General features: G+C 74.6%; 21 protein-coding genes, 1 tRNA gene and 1 riboswitch. Of the genes, 5 read left to right on the top strand and 17 right to left on the bottom strand.

The genetic code is table 11. The annotated features are described in order from the left end of the window. Positions 1–76: 76 nt before the first annotated feature. Both BJ968_RS02115 and BJ968_RS02120 read left to right on the top strand, forming a co-directional pair. On the top strand, positions 77–979 hold the full coding sequence (locus BJ968_RS02115) for a rhodanese-like domain-containing protein (protein ID WP_179748806.1): 903 nt from the start codon (positions 77–79) through the stop codon (positions 977–979). A gap of 53 nt (positions 980–1032) precedes the next feature. Beyond that, positions 1033–1446: a SufE family protein gene (locus BJ968_RS02120; RefSeq protein ID WP_179756060.1), complete on the top strand. Its 414-nt coding sequence runs from the start codon at positions 1033–1035 to the stop codon at positions 1444–1446. 113 nt (positions 1447–1559) lie between these two features. On the opposite strand, the gene BJ968_RS02125 is transcribed toward BJ968_RS02120, so the two are convergent. From BJ968_RS02125 to BJ968_RS02145, 5 genes are all read right to left on the bottom strand, one after another. Next, a tRNA-Val gene (locus BJ968_RS02125) sits at positions 1560–1634 on the bottom strand. A gap of 59 nt (positions 1635–1693) precedes the next feature. Then, the gene (locus tag BJ968_RS02130; RefSeq protein WP_179748808.1) at positions 1694–2257 is read right to left on the bottom strand and encodes a dienelactone hydrolase family protein; all 564 of its coding nucleotides are present in this window, start codon (positions 2255–2257) and stop codon (positions 1694–1696) included. Between the two features lie 7 nt (positions 2258–2264). Further along, positions 2265–2669: a PPOX class F420-dependent oxidoreductase gene (locus BJ968_RS02135; protein WP_179748810.1), complete on the bottom strand. Its 405-nt coding sequence runs from the start codon at positions 2667–2669 to the stop codon at positions 2265–2267. Beyond that, positions 2666–4171, bottom strand: coding sequence for a cryptochrome/photolyase family protein (locus tag BJ968_RS02140; RefSeq protein ID WP_425491559.1), 1506 nt, complete (start codon positions 4169–4171; stop codon positions 2666–2668). The genes BJ968_RS02135 and BJ968_RS02140 overlap by 4 nt, the downstream gene beginning before the upstream one ends. A 75-nt stretch (positions 4172–4246) precedes the next feature. Beyond that, complete coding sequence (locus BJ968_RS02145; protein WP_179748812.1) at positions 4247–5047, bottom strand: MBL fold metallo-hydrolase; 801 nt, start codon at positions 5045–5047, stop codon at positions 4247–4249. Between the two features lie 41 nt (positions 5048–5088). Between BJ968_RS02145 and BJ968_RS02150 the strand changes: the two genes are divergently transcribed. Next, a complete protein-coding gene (locus tag BJ968_RS02150; RefSeq protein WP_179748814.1) occupies positions 5089–5583 on the top strand; it encodes a hypothetical protein in 495 nt (164 codons plus the stop codon). A 16-nt stretch (positions 5584–5599) separates the two neighbouring features. On the opposite strand, the gene BJ968_RS02155 is transcribed toward BJ968_RS02150, so the two are convergent. From BJ968_RS02155 to gcvP, 5 genes are read right to left on the bottom strand one after another with little or no spacing between them, the layout of a single operon-like run. Continuing rightward, complete coding sequence (locus tag BJ968_RS02155) at positions 5600–5980, bottom strand: VOC family protein (protein WP_179748816.1); 381 nt, start codon at positions 5978–5980, stop codon at positions 5600–5602. 2 nt (positions 5981–5982) lie between these two features. Continuing rightward, positions 5983–7032, bottom strand: a complete 1050-nt coding sequence (locus BJ968_RS02160) for an SPFH domain-containing protein (protein ID WP_179748818.1) — start codon at positions 7030–7032, stop codon at positions 5983–5985. Then, the gene (locus tag BJ968_RS02165) at positions 7032–7523 is read right to left on the bottom strand and encodes an NfeD family protein (protein ID WP_343077763.1); all 492 of its coding nucleotides are present in this window, start codon (positions 7521–7523) and stop codon (positions 7032–7034) included. The genes BJ968_RS02160 and BJ968_RS02165 overlap by 1 nt, the downstream gene beginning before the upstream one ends. Continuing rightward, a complete protein-coding gene (locus tag BJ968_RS02170; RefSeq protein WP_179748820.1) occupies positions 7520–8026 on the bottom strand; it encodes a VanZ family protein in 507 nt (168 codons plus the stop codon). The genes BJ968_RS02165 and BJ968_RS02170 overlap by 4 nt, the downstream gene beginning before the upstream one ends. 7 nt (positions 8027–8033) lie before the next feature. After that, positions 8034–10910 (bottom strand): aminomethyl-transferring glycine dehydrogenase, encoded by a 2877-nt coding sequence (gene gcvP, locus BJ968_RS02175; protein ID WP_179748822.1) that lies wholly within the window; start codon positions 10908–10910, stop codon positions 8034–8036. Between the two features lie 72 nt (positions 10911–10982). After that, a riboswitch (glycine riboswitch) is annotated at positions 10983–11077 on the bottom strand. Between the two features lie 49 nt (positions 11078–11126). On the opposite strand from gcvP, the gene BJ968_RS02180 reads away from it, so the two are divergent. After that, positions 11127–11888 (top strand): AAA family ATPase, encoded by a 762-nt coding sequence (locus BJ968_RS02180; protein WP_179748824.1) that lies wholly within the window; start codon positions 11127–11129, stop codon positions 11886–11888. Positions 11889–12031: 143 nt separating this feature from the next. Further along, positions 12032–12721, top strand: coding sequence for an SMI1/KNR4 family protein (locus BJ968_RS02185; protein WP_179748826.1), 690 nt, complete (start codon positions 12032–12034; stop codon positions 12719–12721). Positions 12722–12815: 94 nt separating this feature from the next. Here the strand turns inward: BJ968_RS02185 and BJ968_RS02190 are convergent, their stop codons facing one another. The 7 genes from BJ968_RS02190 to BJ968_RS02220 form a co-directional block, all read right to left on the bottom strand. After that, positions 12816–13415, bottom strand: a complete 600-nt coding sequence (locus BJ968_RS02190) for a MerR family transcriptional regulator (RefSeq protein ID WP_179748828.1) — start codon at positions 13413–13415, stop codon at positions 12816–12818. A 153-nt stretch (positions 13416–13568) separates the two neighbouring features. Next, complete coding sequence (locus BJ968_RS02195; RefSeq protein WP_179748830.1) at positions 13569–14048, bottom strand: bifunctional nuclease domain-containing protein; 480 nt, start codon at positions 14046–14048, stop codon at positions 13569–13571. 36 nt (positions 14049–14084) lie between these two features. Then, positions 14085–14801, bottom strand: a complete 717-nt coding sequence (ftsR, locus tag BJ968_RS02200) for a transcriptional regulator FtsR (protein WP_179756069.1) — start codon at positions 14799–14801, stop codon at positions 14085–14087. Positions 14802–14842: 41 nt separating this feature from the next. Then, entirely contained in the window at positions 14843–15367 is a 525-nt protein-coding gene (locus tag BJ968_RS02205; protein ID WP_281372671.1) for an FHA domain-containing protein, read from the bottom strand. Between the two features lie 148 nt (positions 15368–15515). After that, positions 15516–15899: a glycine cleavage system protein GcvH gene (gene gcvH, locus BJ968_RS02210; protein ID WP_179748832.1), complete on the bottom strand. Its 384-nt coding sequence runs from the start codon at positions 15897–15899 to the stop codon at positions 15516–15518. Between the two features lie 29 nt (positions 15900–15928). After that, on the bottom strand, positions 15929–16678 hold the full coding sequence (locus BJ968_RS23995; RefSeq protein ID WP_179748834.1) for a DUF881 domain-containing protein: 750 nt from the start codon (positions 16676–16678) through the stop codon (positions 15929–15931). Beyond that, positions 16675–17007 carry a DUF1290 domain-containing protein gene (locus BJ968_RS02220; protein WP_179748836.1) on the bottom strand — a complete coding sequence of 111 codons (333 nt, stop codon included), beginning with the start codon at positions 17005–17007 and terminating at the stop codon, positions 16675–16677. The genes BJ968_RS23995 and BJ968_RS02220 overlap by 4 nt, the downstream gene beginning before the upstream one ends. Positions 17008–17018: the final 11 nt, after the last annotated feature.

The raw sequence follows: 17018 nt of genomic DNA on the forward strand, positions 1-17018 counted from the left end.
CAGGATCGCGGGCGGCGGGAACGAACCGGCACGGCCCGGCGTTCTCGTGGCCGACCGAGTCGCTGGAGGACGCACCGTGAGCACCCCGCTGGACACCGACGCCAAGCTCTCCACCTACGCGCACCCCGAGAAGCTCGTGACCACGCAGTGGCTCGCGCAGCACCTCGGCGAGCCCGGCCTGGTGGTCGTGGAGTGCGACGAGGACGTGCTGCTGTGGGACACCGGCCACGTGCCGGGGTCGGTCAAGGTCGACTGGCACACCGAGCTGAACGACGAGGTCACCCGCGACTACGTCGACGGCGAGGGTTTCGCCCGGCTGATGTCGGCCAAGGGGATCTCCCGCGAGGACACCGTCGTGCTGTACGGCGACAAGAACAACTGGTGGGCGGCCTACGCGCTGTGGGTGTTCACCCTCTTCGGCCACCCCGACGTCCGCCTGCTCGACGGCGGCCGCGCGAAGTGGATCGCCGAGGGCCGCCAGATCAGCACCGACGCCCCGCAGCGGCCGGCGACCGACTACCCCGTGGTGGAGCGCCAGGACGCCGCGATCCGGGCCTTCAAGGAGGACGTGCTCGCCCACGTCGCGGCCGGTGACGGCCGCCTCGTCGACGTCCGCTCCCCGCAGGAGTACTCCGGTGAGCGCACCCACATGCCGGACTACCCCGAGGAGGGCACCGTCCGCGGCGGGCACATCCCCGGTGCCGACAGCGTGCCGTGGGCGCGCGCGGCCGCCGAGGACGGCACCTTCAAGTCCCGCGAGGAGCTGGAGGCCATCTACTCCGGCGAGAAGGGCCTGTCCCCCGACGACGACGTGATCGCCTACTGCCGCATCGGGGAACGGTCGAGCCACACGTGGTTCGTGCTGTCGCAGCTCCTCGGTTTCGGCAAGGTCCGCAACTACGACGGCTCCTGGACGGAGTGGGGCAACGCGGTGCGCGTGCCCATCGTCAAGGGCACCGAGAAGGGATCGCTGCGGTGACGTCCCCGTCCGACGACCTCGGCGGCGACCCGGTCAGCGGGCTGCCGCCGGCGATGGCCGAGATCGTCCAGGACTTCCAGGCCCTGCCCGAACGCGAACGGCTGCAGCTGCTGCTGGAGTTCAGCCAGGGGCTGCGGCCGCTGCCGGCCGAGTTCGAAGGGCACCTGGAGAAGATGGAACGCGTCGACGAGTGCCAGTCCCCCGTGTTCATCAACGTCGAGGTCGACGCCGACCGCGCCGTGCACCTGCACGTGTCCGCGCCGGCGGAGGCCCCGACGACGCGGGGTTTCGCCGGGGTGCTGCAGGAGGGGCTGGACGGCCTGCCCGCGCAGGAGGTCCTGGAGCTGCCCGCCGACGTGTGCCACCGCCTGGGGCTGGAGCGGGCCGTGAGCCCGCTGCGCATGCGCGGCATGACGGGGATGCTGGCGCGGGTCAAGCGGCAGGTGCGGGTGGCGACGGCGGCCTGAGGGACGCCGCGACCGGGGCGGCGGGCCGCCCGCCCCGGTCGGCAGCCGCCGGCCGCGAGGAGGCTGGACGTGGACAGGCCCCGGTCCGGCGTGAGCCGGACCGGGGCCTGTCGTGGTGGGCGATACTGGGATCGAACCAGTGACCTCTTCCGTGTCAGGGAAGCGCGCTACCGCTGCGCCAATCGCCCGCGCTGCACCCCGAACGATACCCGACCCCGGACCCCTGCGGTGACACCCGCCCCGGGTGTCAGTGGTCGGCGAGGAACTCCAGGACCCGCTCGACGAACAGGTCGGTGGCCGCCTCGTCGTAGCCCGGCAGGCTGTCGTCGACGAACAGGTGCGCCCCGCCGTCGTAGACGAACAGCTCCGCGGCCGGCAGCTCGGCCACGACCTCGCGGGCGTCCTCGACGTCGCCGTCGGGGTCGTCGGCCATGGCGTGGACCTGCAGGGCCAGGCCGTCGGGCCAGGGCTGCTCCAGCGCGGCGGGCGGGACGATGCCGCTGACCAGGACCACACCGCTCACCCCGGGCCGGGTCACGGCGATGCCCTCGGCGGGCACGGCGCCCAGGGAGATGCCCACGAGCACCACGTCGCCCTCGACCGGCTCCACCGCGCGGACCCCGCGGGCGGCGATCTCCTCGAACCCCGCGGCCCGGGCGAACTCCACCCCGTCGACCAGGGAGGCGAACGTCCGCCCGTCGTACAGGTCGGGGGTGCGAACGCGGTACCCGGCGTCGGCGATCCGGTCCGCGAGCGAGCGCACCCCGGGGGTGAGCCCCTGGGCGTGGTGGAAGAGGACGACCTCGGTCACCGGCCGATCATCCCGTGACGTCCACCGCGACCGCCACCCGGTGCCCCGGCCTCCCCCAGCGCTCCAGCAGCCGCTCCACGGCGCCGTAGGCGCGGAACCGCCAGCCGTACTTGGCGGCCAGCGCCCGCTCCACGCGCGGCAGGTCCTGCTCGTCCAGGACGACGGCGCGGGCGTCGACGGGGCGCCCGTGCGGCCGGCCCCGGGCGCTGCACGGCGCCACCAGCACCTGCGGGTCGCGGCGCAGCCGCTTCACCTTCCCGGTGGTGGCCCCGGTGACGAGCACGATGCGCCCGTCCCCCAGCGGCGCCACCCACACCGGGGTGCCCACGGGGGTCCGGTCGCGCCGGAAGGTCGTGAGCAGGACGTAAGGCGCTCGCCCCAGCAGTTCCCGCGCGCGGTCGGTCCCGGTCACGGTGGCCCGTCCCCCCGCTCCGCCTCCTGGTGCAGCACGCCGTCGAGGTCGCGCAGCCGGTCCAGCCCGCTCAGCGCCCGCGTCATCCGCCGGTTGCCCGCCAGTTCCTCCCGGTGCCCGGCGAGGAAGTTCCAGTACCCGGCCGTGAAGGGGCAGGCGTCCTCGCCGACCCGCACCTTCGGGTCGTAGCGGCACCCGCCGCAGAAGTCGCTCATGCGGTCGATGTAGGCGCCGCCGGACGCGTACGGCTTCGTCGCCAGCACCCCGTGGTCGGCGTGCTGGGACATGCCCACGACGTTCGTCGTCATGACCCAGTCGTACCCGTCGACGAAGTTGCGCCAGAACCAGTCCGCGAGCTCGTCGGGCCGGTAGCCGCGCTGCAAGGCCCAGTTCCCCAGCACCATGAGGCGCGGGATGTGGTGGACCCACCCCTCGTCGCGGACCCCGCCCAGCACGTGCCGCAGGCAGTTGGCCTGCACGGCGTCGGCGTCGAGGTCGGCGAACCAGTCCGGCAGGGTGTTCCGCGCGCCCAGCGCGTTGCGCCGCTTGTACTCCCGCCCCAGGTGCCAGTAGAGGTGCCACGTGTAGGACCGCCAGCCGACGACCTGCCGGACGAAACCCTCCACCGAGGCCAGCCGGACGTCGTGCTCCCGGCCGAACTCCTCGGCCCGCCGCGCCACCTCCAGGGGGTCCAGCAGCCCCAGGTTCTGCGGCACCGACAGCAGCGAGTGCGCCATCCAGGGGTCCCCGGCCAGCATGGCGTCCTCGTAGACGCCGAACTGCTCCAGCCGCTCGGACAGGAACCGGCGCAGACCGGACAGGGCCTCCCGGCGGGTGACCGCGAACCGCCGCGGCCCGTCGGTCCCGGTGAACCGCACGTCCCCGTCGCGCTCCCAGCGGTCGAGGTCGGCGCGCACCTCCTCGTCGATCTCGTCCTCGGTGGGCCAGAACGGCTCGGCCACGTCCAGGGACTCCCGGCGCGGGGGCGCCTCGCGGTTGTCGTGGTCGTAGTTCCACGTCCCGCCGACGGGCCCGGACCCGTCCATGAGCAGCCGGTGGTGGCGGCGGACGTCGCGGTAGAAGTCCTCCATGAGCAGCCGGCCCTCCCCCCGGCGGGCCGTCCACTCGGCGAACTGCCGCTCGGAGACCACGAACCCCCGCGAGGCGAGCACCTCCACGTCGGGCAGCCGGCGCACGAACCGGCGGGCCGGGTAGCTCGTGGGGTCGCACACGCTGACCCGTTCCCCGCACTCGGCGAGCCCCTCCCGGTACGTCCCGGTGCGGACGAAGACGCACTGGTCGCCCAGCTCGGCGGCCCGGTGCCGCAGGGCGGACAGGATGAGGTGCGCCTTGCGGCGGTGGAAGCGCCCGCGGGTGAACACGTCGCGGGACTCGATGAGCAGGACGGGCTGGTGGGGGCCGTCGAGGAAGTGCGGGCCGAGCTGGTCGGCGAACAGCCAGCGGCGGGTGGCCGGGGACGTCTGCGGGAGGTCCTGGGCCACCACCTCCAGCGAGGGGTCGTCCACGGGCGCGGCGGGCACCGTCCCACTGTCGCCGGGTCCGCGGCGGTCGGCACGTCAGAACCGCACGGTCTCCCCCCGGGCCACGCACCGCACCCGCCCGGACAGGCCGCGGCGGTCCACCTCGTCGGTGAACGCGGACAGCGGGGACCGGAACACGCCGTAGTCGTCGTGGTGGACCGGGACCGCGGTGGCCGGGCGCACCAGCTCCAGCAGGTCCGCCCCCTGCACACCGTCCATGGTGACCACCAGCCCGCCGGGCAGGGTGGTGCCCCCCAGGTGCAGCACGGCCAGGTCCACGTCCGGGTAGCGGGCGGGGACCTCGCGCAGCTCGGGGACGTTCAGGGTGTCCCCCGAGACGTACACCCGCCGCTGCACCGCGCCGCCCACGGGCCCGAACTCCAGGACGCTGCCCATGACGGGCGGCAGCAGCGCCTGGGCCGCGCCGGGGGCGTGCCGGCCCGGGGCGGCGGTCACCCGCACCTGGTCGCCCCTGGCCACCAGGACGCGGGACTCCCACGTCCGCAGACCGGTGACGTCCTCGAAGCCGTGGCGGCGCACCAGCCGGCGCCGGGCGTGCGGGGTGGTCAGCACCGGCACGGCGTGGTCCAGGCCGCGCCGGGCCACCCGGTCGAAGTGGTCGCCGTGCAGGTGCGACAGGACGACGCCCGACAGCGGCGGCAGCTCGTCCACGCGCATCGCCGGCTCGGTGAGCCGTCGCGAGACGAGACCCTTGCCGAGGTAGGCGAACTGGCCCCGGTGCAGGAAGTTGGGGTCGGTGAGCAGCGTCAGGCCGCCCCACCGCAGCAGCACGGTCGCGGTGCCGACGAACGTCAGGGACAACGGGTGCACGTCCACCGGTGGCGGTTACCCGGTCGGCGCGCGGGTAATCGTCCGTCGTGGACGACGACGCGCGCGCGCACTACCTGACGGTGTACCTCAACGACCACCTCGCCGGGGCCTCGGCCGGGGCGGCCCGGTTCGCCCGCAGCGCCCGCGCCCACGCCGGCACCGGGACGGGCCGGGCGCTGACGCGCCTGCACGGGGAGATCGCCGAGGACCGTCGCGCCCTCCTGCACTGGATGCGGGTGCTGGGGGTCCAGCCCCGGCGCGCCTGGCAGGCCGGTGGGCGCGTCGCCGAGGCCGTCGGCGCGCTCAAGCCCAACGGCCGCCTCGTGCGCCGGTCGCCGCTGCGCACCGTCGTGGAGCTGGAGGGTCTGCTGCTCGGCGTGCAGGGCAAGGGCGCGGGCTGGCGCAGCCTGCGGGAACTGGCCCGCACCGACCCCCGGCTGGACGCCGACGCCCTCGAGGAGCTCGTCGAGCGCGCGGACCGGCAGGCCGCCGAGCTGGAACGCCTGCGCCGTCAGGCCGTCGTGGAGGTGCTGGGGGCCTGAACGGCCCGCACCCGGGTCACGTCCAGGTCGTGGCGTGCTGCGCGAACCCGGCCGGGTCGTGGACCGGGATGACGCACAGCAGGTGACCGCCCGGGGCGCGCAGCGTCCGGCAGCCCTCCCAGGCGGAGACCTCCACCGCCCCCAGGGCGGTGAGCCGGGCCGTCTCGGCGGCCACGTCGTCGGTCTCCACGTCGACGTGGAACCGCGCCTGCCCCTCCTCCAGCGCCTGCACGGCCACGACCAGGCCGGGGAACGCCCCCGGCAGCGAGACGAACTGCGGCTGCCCCGGCTCGGGTTCGGCGCCGGTGCCCAGCGCCGCGGACCAGAACCCGACCGCCCGGGCGGCCTCGGCGCGGGGGACGTCGACGAGCAGCGTCGAGAACCGGCTGCGGTGCACCACTAGGCGTCCCCACCGAGCCGGGTCGCGCCCTCGGCGTCGCGCGTCGCCCCGGCCGCCTCCTCCCGGGCCCGCTTGAGGGCTTCGGCGGGGTCCTCCAGGACGACGTCGGGCAGCCCGGTGTCGTGCTCCTCGGGGGCGGGCCGCTGCGCCCGGGACGCGCCGGAGGGGTCGGTCTGGACCGCGGAGAACATCGACCCGAAACCCCGCAGCGCGTCGTTCAGCTCGCTGGGCACGATCCACACCTTGTTGGCGTCGCCCTTGGCGATCTGCGGCAGCGTCTGCAGGTACTGGTAGGCCAGCAGCTTGGGGTCGGGGTCGCCGCGGTGGATGGCGTCGAACACCTGCGTGATGGCCTTCGCCTCGCCCTGCGAGCGCAGGATCGCGGCCTGCGCCGAACCCTCCGCGCGCAGGATCTGCGACTGCTTCTCGCCCTCGGCGGTGAGGATCTGGGACTGCTTGAGGCCCTCGGCGTTGAGGATGGCCGCGCGCCGGTCGCGCTCGGCGCGCATCTGCTTCTCCATCGAGTCCTGGACGCTGGCCGGCGGGTCGATGGCCTTGAGCTCCACGCGGTTCACGCGGATCCCCCAGCGGCCGGTGGCCTCGTCGAGGACCCCGCGCAGCTGGCCGTTGATCTGGTCGCGGCTGGTCAGGGTTTGCTCGAGGTCCAGGGAGCCGATGACGTTGCGCAGCGTCGTGACGGTCAGCTGCTCGATGCCCTGGATGTAGTTGGCGATCTCGTAGGTGGCCGACTTGGGGTCCGTGGGCTGGTAGTAGATGACGGTGTCGATGCTCACGACGAGGTTGTCGGAGGTGATGACCGGCTGCGGCGGGAACGAGACGACCTGCTCGCGCAGGTCGACGTTCGCGCGGACCTTGTCGATGAACGGGACGAGGAAGTGCAGCCCCGCCTCCAGCGTCCGCGAGTAGCGCCCGAGGCGCTCGACGATGACCGCGGTGGCCTGCGGCACGATGCGGATCGTGCGGATGACGACCGTCACCGCGAAGAGGATGACGAGCACCAGGACGATGAGGGTGACGACGTTGTCCATCAGGTCTCCGGGATCTGCGTCGGTGCGGGGGGTGCGGGCAGGGGGCCGACGACGGCCGTGGCCCCGTCGATGGCGGTGACCACCACGTCGTCGCCGACGTCGAAGACGGCGCCGGTGGAGCGGGCCGACCACGTCTCACCGGCGAGCTTGACCCGCCCGCCGCGCACCGTGACCTCGGCCAGCACGAGCGCCGGGCGCCCCACGAGGGCGGGGGTGTTGGTCGTGCCGACCGGCGGCATCCGCAGGCGCCGCAGCAGGACCGGGCGGATGGTGCCGATGAGCAGGGCGGCGGCCGCGGCCGCGACGAGGACCTGACCGACGAACCCCAGACCGAGGGCGTCGGCGAGGGCACCCGCGAGCGCCCCGCCGGCCAGCATGGCGAAGACGAGGTCGATCGCGGTGATCTCCAGGATGCCCAGGACGAGGGCGGCGGCGATCCAGACGAGCCAGCTGCGGTCCAGCAGCGCGTCCAGGAACTCCACCGTGATCACCCCCTGCGGCGGATCCTACCCACGCCCGGCAGCGGCGAGCCGACGAGCACACCGACGAGGACACCGACGATCGTGCCCGCGGTGTTCATGGCCCAGTCGTCGGTCGTGCAGGAGCGGCCGAGGGCCGGCGCGGAGGCCTGCACGACCTCGACCGCCGCCGACAGCGCCGACCCGCCGAGGACGACGAGCACGGGCCGGCGCAGCAGCAGCACGCCGAACACCGCGGCGGGCACGAACAGCGCGACGTTGGCGAGCAGCTCGACGCTGCCGAGGGAGGGCAGGCTGAAACCGGCCTGGCACCACTGCTCGGCGCGGCGCCCGCGCCCGTCGGGGGCCAGGGTCAGCCCCACGACGGGCAGCAGCGCCGCGGCGAGCAGCCACGCCGTCGCCCGGGGGCGCCGGCGCACCAGCAACCCCAGGCCCGCGCACCCCAGGACGAGGAGCAGCAGGGCCACGGGCACGGCCGCGGCGTGCTCGACCAGGAAGGTCGGCAGCGCCCCCACGCGCTCCTCAGTCCTGCCCGTACTCGCTCAGGGGCGGGCAGGAGCACACGAGGTTGCGGTCCCCGGCGGCGCCGTCGATGCGGCGCACCGGCGGCCAGTACTTCGCCCGCGGGTCCATCCCGTTCGGGTAGACGGCCTCGGTGCGCGAGTACGCGTGGTCCCACTCCCCCACGAGCGCGGCCGCCGTGTGCGGGGCGTGCCGCAGCGGGGAGTCCTCCACGGCCCAGCGGCCGTCGGCGATCTCGCGCACCTCGGCGGCGATGGCGAGCATCGCGTCGCAGAACCGGTCCAGCTCGGCGAGGTCCTCGCTCTCGGTCGGTTCGACCATGAGGGTCCCGACGACGGGGAAGGACATCGTCGGGGCGTGGAAGCCGTGGTCGATGAGCCGCTTGGCGACGTCGTCGACGCTCACGCCCGTGGCCTTGGTCATGGGCCGCAGGTCGAGGATGCACTCGTGGGCCACGAGCCCGCCCGGCCCGCGGTACAGGACGGGGAACGCCTCGGACAGCCGGGCGGCGACGTAGTTGGCGGACAGGACGGCCTGGACGGTCGCGGCGCGCAGCCCGTCGGGGCCCATGAGCCGCAGGTAGGCCCACGGGATCGGCAGGATCCCCGCCGAGCCGAACGGGGCGGCCGAGACCATGCCGACCCCTTCGCCATCGGGGGCGGTGGAGGGCAGGAACGGCGCGAGGTGGGAGCGGACCGCGACGGGCCCGACGCCGGGGCCGCCGCCGCCGTGGGGGATGCAGAACGTCTTGTGCAGGTTCAGGTGCGAGACGTCCGCCCCGAACTTGCCCGGCCGGGCCAGGCCGACGAGGGCGTTGAGGTTCGCGCCGTCGACGTAGACCTGCCCGCCGGCGTCGTGGACGAGCCCGCAGACCTCGCGGATCGACTCCTCGTAGACGCCGTGCGTGGAGGGGTAGGTGACCATGAGCGCGGCGAGGTCGTGGGCGTGCTCGGACACCTTGGCGCGCAGGTCGTCCAGGTCGACGTTGCCGGCCTCGTCGCAGGCCACGACGACGACCTTCAGCCCGGCCATGACGGCGCTGGCGGCGTTCGTGCCGTGCGCGGAGCTGGGGATGAGGCAGACCGAGCGCTCCCCGTGGCCCTGGGCCACGTGGTAGGCGCGGATGGCCAGCAGCCCGGCGAACTCCCCCTGCGAGCCGGCGTTGGGCTGCAGCGAGACCGCGTCGTAGCCGGTGACCTCGGCGAGCCAGCGCTCGAGGTCGGCCACGAGCTCGGCCGTGCCCGCGAGCTGGTCGGCGGGGGCGTAGGGGTGCAGGTCGGCGAACTCGGGCCAGGAGATGGGCTCGAGCTCGGTCGTGGCGTTGAGCTTCATGGTGCACGAGCCCAGCGGGATGGCCCCGCGGTCCAGGGCGTAGTCGGCGTCGGACAGCCGGCGCAGGTACCGCAGCATCGCCGTCTCGGAGCGGTGCTGCGAGAACACGGGGTGGGTCAGGAACTCCGACGTGCGGCGCAGCGCGGCGGGCAGCGCGGGCTCGGCGCTCACCTCGGCGGGGTCGAGGCCGAACCCGGCCAGGGCCGCCGCGACGTGGGCGTCGGTGGTCGTCTCGTCGACCGTGAGCCCGACGTGGTCGGCGTCGACGAACCGCAGGTTCACCCCGGCCGCCAGGGCTGCGTCGACGACGGCGCGCGCCCGGCCCGGGACGCGGGTCAGGACGGTGTCGAAGAACGCGTCGTGGACGACCTCGACGCCTCCCGCCCGCAGGGTCTGCGCGAGCGCGGCGGCGCGGCGGGCGACCTGGGCCCCGATGGCCCGCAACCCCTCGGGGCCGTGCCAGACGGCGTAGCAGCCGGCCATGACGGCCAGCAGCACCTGGGCGGTGCAGATGTTCGACGTGGCCTTGTCGCGGCGGATGTGCTGCTCGCGGGTCTGCAGCGCCAGGCGGTACGCCGGGTTGCCGTCGGCGTCGACGGAGACCCCGACGAGCCGTCCGGGCAGGGACCGCTCCAGCCCCTTGCGCACGGCCATGTACGCCGCGTGCGGGCCGCCGGCGCCCATGGGGACGCCGAAGCGCTGGCTGGAGCCCACGGCGACGTCGATCCCGAACTCCCCCGGCGCGACGAGCTGCGTCAGGGCGAGCAGGTCGGCGGCGGCCACGGCGACCGCCCCGCGGGCGTGGGCGTCGGCGACGACCCCGGCGAGGTCGCGGACCTTGCCCGAGGTCCCCGGGTACTGCACGAGCAGGCCGAAGACGGCGTCCAGACCGGCCAGCGGGTCGGGGGTGTCGAGGTCGACGAGGGCCAGTTCCAGCCCGAGCGGCAGCGCCCGGGTGCGCAGGACCGCGAGGGTCTGCGGCAGGACGTCGGCGTCGACGGCGAACACGGCACCGGCGGGGGCCTTGGAGGTGCGGCGCGCCAGCGTCATGGCCTCGGCGGCGGCGGTGCCCTCGTCGAGCAGGGAGGCGTTGGCGATCGCCAGCCCCGTCAGGTCGGTGACCGCGGTCTGGAAGTTCAGCAGGGCCTCCAGCCGCCCCTGGGAGATCTCGGGCTGGTACGGCGTGTACGCCGTGTACCAGGCCGGGTCCTCCAGGACGTTGCGGCGCACCACGGCCGGGGTGCGGGTGCCGACGTACCCCAGGCCGATCATCGAGGGGACCACGCGGTTCTTGGCGGCCAGCGCCCGCAGCGCGGCCGTCACCGACGTCTCGCCGAGCGCTTCGGGCAGGTCGAGCACACCGTCGCGGATCCCCGCGGGCACGGCCCGGTCGACGAGGTCGTCGAGGGAGTCCAGGCCCACGACGGACAGCATCCGGGCCACGGCGGTGGCGTCGGGGCCGATGTGGCGGGCGCTGAAGGGCAGGGCCGCCGGCTCGGGGGTGAACTCGGGCAGTTCGGTGGCGGGGACGGACGGCGAGGACATCGGCTCTCCGGAGGTCGTGGACTGGGTGGACCTCCCCGTCTGTCACCCACCCGCGGCGAGCTCCAGAGCGGCCAACCCCACGTGGTCCTTCTGCCTGAGAGGTTCCGGGGATGTTGCCCCTTCGGCGCCCCGGCCGGTGCGGTCGGGGTCTCTCCCACGCGGGGTGAACGGCCAGCCTCCACTCTAGGGGGTCCCCGCACCGCTAGGGTCTGCGCCGTGATCAGCCTCGCCGTCTGCAGCGCCAAGGGCGGGGTGGGCAAGACCTCCGTCGTCCTCGGGCTCGCCTCCGCGGCCCTCCACCGCGGCGCCAGCACGCTCGTCGTCGACCTCGACCCGCAGGCGGACGCCACCTCCGGCCTCGACGTGACGGCCCAGCGCGCGCACGACGTCGCCTCGGTGATGCAGGCCCCCAAGCGCAGGGTCGCCGAGGAGGCCGTCGCCCCCAGCGGCTGGGTGGACGACCACCCGGGTCTGCTGGACGTGCTGAGCGGGTCGGACGCCTCGGCGGGGCTGGACACCCCCAGCGCCGACGAGGAGGCCCTGAAGTCGTTGCGGCGGGCCCTGAAGAAGCTGGACGACCACGCGCTGGCGCTGCTGGACACCCCGCCGTCGCTCAACGGGCTGACCCGCTCGGCGTGGCGGGCCGCCGACGCCGTGCTCGTCGTCTCGGACGCGAGCAGGTTCTCGGTGGCGGCGGTGGACCGCACGGTGCGCGAGCTGCGGGCGCTGCGGCAGGGACCGCGCGTCGTGGGGATCCAGGTCAACCGCTTCAACCAGCGCTCCGGGGAGCAGCGGTTCCGGTACGAGGAGCTGCAGGGGTTGTTCGGCGACCTCGTCCTGGAACCCCTGCCGGACCGGGCGTCGGTGCCGCAGTCGCAGGGCGCGGGGGTCCCGCTGCACTCGCTGAGGACCCGCACGGCGCGTTCGCTCGCGGCGCAGTTCGACGCGGTCCTGGACCGGGTGCTGCCGCCGGCCTGAGGGAACCCGTTCGGGGTGCGGTACGTCCGAAGTGCGGGATGATCCGCCAGCGCGTACCGTCGTCGGACGGCGTGCGCCCGGGATCGTCCCCGCTGGTGCCGCCCCCGCTCTGCCCGCGAACGCTGCGGGTCCAAGGAGGTTCCGTGACGTCGTCCAACACCCCCCTCGACGCCGGCCGGCTGGACCCGGGCGCGGCGCGCGTGGTGCGCCCGGCCCGCACGGCCGGTCCCCTGCCCTCCCCCGTCCGCGTCCCGGCCGCCGACCCCGAGGCCGACCGCGTCACCGGCCTGGTCCAGCGGCTGCGCGCGCACTGGACGCGCTTGGGCGCCGACATCGCCACCCGCTTGCGGCCGGGGGTCGACGACGCCCGTCTCGACGCCCTGGAGCGGCAGGTGGGTCTGCTGCTGCCCCGGGGCGCGCGCGCCTGGTGGCGCGCGGTGGACGGCGTGGAACCGGTCCGGACCACCTACCGCGCCAGCGCACCGACCGTCGGCCCGGGGGGCTGGGTGCCCCTGACGCTGGAGGAGGCCGTGCGCCGGGCGACCGGTCAGGGACCGGGTCTGGCGGCGCCGCCGGCGCTGCTGCCGCTGTTCGCCCGCGACGAGGAGCTCATCGCGGTCCGGCTGGGCACGAGCCGCGCCGTCGTGGAGCAGCTGGTGCTGGCCGAGGACGGCGAGAGCTACCAGCACTCCTGGCGGGTGGGTCTGGACGAGCTGCTGAGCACCTGGGCCGATTCGCTGCTGGCGGCGGTCATCTGGCTGCCCGACGCGCACGACTGGGTCACCGACCCGTTCGCGATGCAGGCCCTGCCCCGCGCCGAGCTGCTCGACTAGGGCGCCGTCCGCGCGGCCCGTACCGGGCGGGCTCCTGCGGGAGCTCGTCCGGCGGTGCGGGCCGGGGCATTGCGGACGAGGGCGACCGGTCCGGTCAGCCCGCTTCGCGGGCGGCGCGGCGGCGGGAGAGCTCGTCGGCCAGGACCATGGCCCCTTCGCCCTCCTCGCGGGGGGCGGGGCGCTCGCTGGGCAGGGAGGCCAGCTCGCCCTCCACCTCGCGCCAGACGCGGCCGACGGCGATGCCGAAGACCCCCTGGCCGCCCTGGACGAGATCTATCACCTCGTCCGCCGAGGTGCACTCGTAGACGCTGGCGCCGTCGGACATGAGGGTGATCTGGGCCAGGTCGTCGACACCGCGCTCGCGCAGGTGCGTGACGGCGGTGCGGATCTGGTGCAGGGAGACCCCGGTGTCCAGCAGCCGCTTGACGACCTTGAGCACGAGGATGTCGCGGAAGCCGTAGAGGCGCTGCGTGCCCGAGCCGGAGGCCCCGCGCACGCTGGGCTCGACCAGACCGGTGCGGGCCCAGTAGTCCAGCTGCCGGTAGGTGATGCCGGCGGCCTTGCACGCGGTCTGCCCGCGGTACCCGACCTCGTCGTCGAGGTCCGGGAGGTCCTCGGTGAAGAGCACACCTTGAGCACGGGCGGGTCGGGTCGACTTCCGCGACGACCCCGCGACTGTGTCGCCACTGCTCACGCCGGCCTCCTCGTCATCGCCACCCGACGAGTGTTCGATCGGGAGCGTCCTGCACACTGACCGTAGAAGAGCACCCGCGGAGCGTCAACGAGGCGCGCGGCGCGCCGCGGCCCGTGACCCAGTTGTGACCCGGACGGTCGGCCGGTCATCCGGCTACTCCCGCCCCGAGCCCGACTCGAAGTCCTCGGGCGAGATGTGGTCGAGGAACTCGCGGAACTTCTCCACCTCGTCCTCGTCCTCGTCGGGCACCGGTACGCCGCCGGAGTCCAGGACCCCCTCGGCGCCGACGATGGGGCAGCCCACCCGCAGCGCCAGCGCGATCGCGTCCGACGTGCGGGAGCTGACCGTCAGCCCGCCGTCGAAGGCGAGCTCGGCGTAGTAGACGTTGTCCTTGACCGCGACGATCCGGACCTCCTCCAGACGCCGGCCGACGGCCTCGATGACGTCCTTGAGCAGGTCGTGGGTCAGCGGCCGCGGGGGCACGACGCCCTGCTGGGCGAAGGCGATGGCGCTGGCCTCGGGGGCGCCGATCCAGATCGGCAGGTACCGGTCGCCGTCCCGTTCGCGCAGCAGCACGATCGGGTTGTTGGAAGGCATCTCGACCCTGACGCCGATGACATCGAGCGCACGCACCTGCCCACCGTACCCCCGAACGCCGCCGACGGCGGATCAGCGGGTCGTGCGCCCCAGCGCGCCGGCGACGAGGGCGGTGTGCAGCCGCAGGCAGGCCGCGGCGATCTCGCGCACCACCTGCTCGGCCCGCGCCGCCTGCTCCGAGGACGCCGAGCGCTGGCCCGAGCGCTGCAGCGGTGCGGCGACCTGCTCGGCCAGGGCGACCTCGCGGTCGGCGGCCGTGCGGAAGATGCGCAGGTGGCGGGCCTCGATGCCGTGCGCGGACAGGTCGGCCGCGGCCCGCAGGACCTCCAGCGCCTCCCCGTCGTACCAGGGCCCGCCCGGGGCCGGGGACAGCACGCCGAAGCCCTCCAGGGCGTCCAGCAGCTCGGCGTCGACCCCGGACTCGCGCAGCAGCTCGCTGCGGGTCAGCCGCAGACCGGCGGCGTGCCCGTCGAACCGGTCCGCGCCGGGCACGCCCTGCACGACCAGGGCCGGCGGGACGCGGGGGGCGGCCTCGACCGGGTCGGGCAGCTCCAGGCCGCGGTCCAGCGCCTCGAGGTTCTCCCGGATGACCTTCAGCGGCAGGTAGTGGTCGCGCTGGGCCGACAGCACGTACCGCAGCCGGTCGACGTCGTCGGAGGAGAACTTGCGGTACCCCGCGGCCGTCCGGCCGGGCTCGACCAGACCCTGCTCCTCCAGGAAGCGGATCTTGGAGATCGTGATGTCGGGGAACTCCGGGATGAGGATCGCCATGACCTCACCGATCGTCATGCGCGGCGCGCTGGGGTCCAGCGCGCGGGCACCGGCGGCGCTCACGGGCGGCCCTGGGCGCGGGGGCTGGGGTGGAACTCCAGCCGGTACTTGCCGATCTGGACCTCGTCGCCCGCGCCGAGCAGCACGTCGTCGATGCGCTCGCGGTTGACGTAGGTGCCGTTGAGGCTGCCCACGTCCCGCACCCGGAACCCCGGACCGGTCGCCGGGTCGGGGGCGCGCAGGAACTCGGCGTGCTTGCGCGAGACCGTGACGTCGTCGAGGAAGATGTCGCTGGTCTGGTGCCGGCCGGCCGAGGTCCGCTCGGCGTCCAGCAGGAACCGGGACCCGGCGTTGGGGCCCCGGCGCACGACCAGCAGCGCCGACCCCGCCGGCAGCGCCTCGATGGCCTCGGTGTCCTCGACGGTCAGGCCGCGGTCGGCGGCCTCGTGGACCTCCGGCACGGCCAGCCCCGTGAAGGACATCGTGGAGTCGACGGGACGTTCGGGAGCGGGACGGTCCGGGGTCGTCCCCGTCTCCGGCCGGTCGTTCGGCCCACCGGTCGGATCGGAACCCGGCGAAGACATCGACACCCACCTCTCGCTGGCAGAGCACGTGATGACGGTCTGCCGACCGGTCGTCACGTTCGGAACTTCGGGAGCCACCCTAGCCGGGCCGACCCCGCAGGTCAGCCCGCGTGTCGCCACGCGGGTGACCGGAGGCCCGGCGAGGGCCTCAGCCCACGTGGGCGGTGTAGGCGGCCGCGTCCAGCAGCCCCTCGACCTGGGCCGGGTCCTCGGGGGTCAGGGTGAACATCCAGCCGTCGCCGTAGGGGTCGGTGTTGACCAGGTCCGGGCGGGTCTCCAGGCCGGGGTTGTGGCCGGTCACGGTGCCCGAGACGGGCGCGGTGATGTCGCTGACGCTCTTGGTCGACTCGACCTCCCCGCAGGCCCCGCCGGCGCTGACCGCCTCGCCCTCGGCCGGGAGGGAGACGTAGACGACGTCACCGAGCTGGTCCTGGGCGTGGTCGGTGATGCCCACCCGGACGGTGCCGTCGGCCTCGACGCGCACCCACTCGTGCTCGCTGGTGTACCGCAGGTCGGCGGGGACGTTCGACATGGTGCGGAGGGCTCCTCGGGAGACGGGCGTCACGGCCGCGGCGACGCCGGGCGAGCGTACTGAGGCGCCGAGACGGCGTGCAAGGCGGTCACCCGCACGCCGTCCTCCCCCGGCGCCCGGGCGACCGCGAGGTCGGCCCCGGCCGAGCGCAGCGTCTCCCGGACCCCGCCGGGGATGTCCATCGCCGTGGCCAGGGTGGAGGGGTCGCCGATGACGCTGACGACGTACGGGGACCGTTCGAGGCGGCCGTCGACGAGGACGCCCCCGCTGCCGTCGGTGAAGGCCGTCTGGGCCACGACGCGGGTGGAGCCGATCTGGATCGCCTCGGCGCCGGAGTCGCGCAGCTCCTGGACGAGCTGGATGAAGTTGGTCGAGCGCAGCGCGCCCGAGGGGTCGGTGACGGTCGCCACGACGCCGGGCCCGTGCGCGGGCAGGGTGCCCGCCAGCACGCCGTACTGCTGGGCCCGCGCCGAGGCCGCGGCGGCCGCGGCCTGCGCCTGGTCCGAGCCCTCGGTCAGCTCCCGGCGGGTCGTCTCCAGGTCCTGGACCTCCCCGGCGAGCCGGTCGCCGCGGTCGGTGGTGTCGTCCAGGATGCGGACCAGGTCGCTCTCGCGCAGGTCGGCCAGACCGGACACGTTCGTCTGCCGCACCTGCACGACGACCCCGAAACCCAGTGCGGCGCACAGCACCCCGGCCAGCAGCTGACCACGGGTGGCGCGCGGCCCGGCGGCCCGCCACAGCCGGCGCCAGGGGTTGGCGCGCGGTTCGCCGGCGCTCACGCGTTGAACAGGTGCCGGCGGATCGCGGCGACGTTGGAGAAGATCCGCACCCCGAGCACCACGACGACCCCGGTGGACAGCTGGGACCCGACCCCGAGCTGGTCGCCGAGGTAGACGATGAGCGCGGCCACGACGGCGTTGGAGGCGAAGGAGACCACGAACACCCTGTCGTCGAAGATGCCGTCCAGGACGGCGCGCAGACCGCCGAAGACGGCGTCGAGGGCGGCGACGACGGCGATGGGCAGGTAGGGCTGCAGCGCCACCGGCACCTCCGGGTGCAGGAGCACCCCCACGACGACGCCCACGACGAGTCCGACGGCTGCGATCACGTCGCGGAACC

The sequence above is a fragment of the Kineococcus aurantiacus genome (genome assembly GCF_013409345.1).
In the GTDB taxonomy this organism is placed as follows: Bacteria; Actinomycetota; Actinomycetes; order Actinomycetales; family Kineococcaceae; genus Kineococcus; species Kineococcus aurantiacus.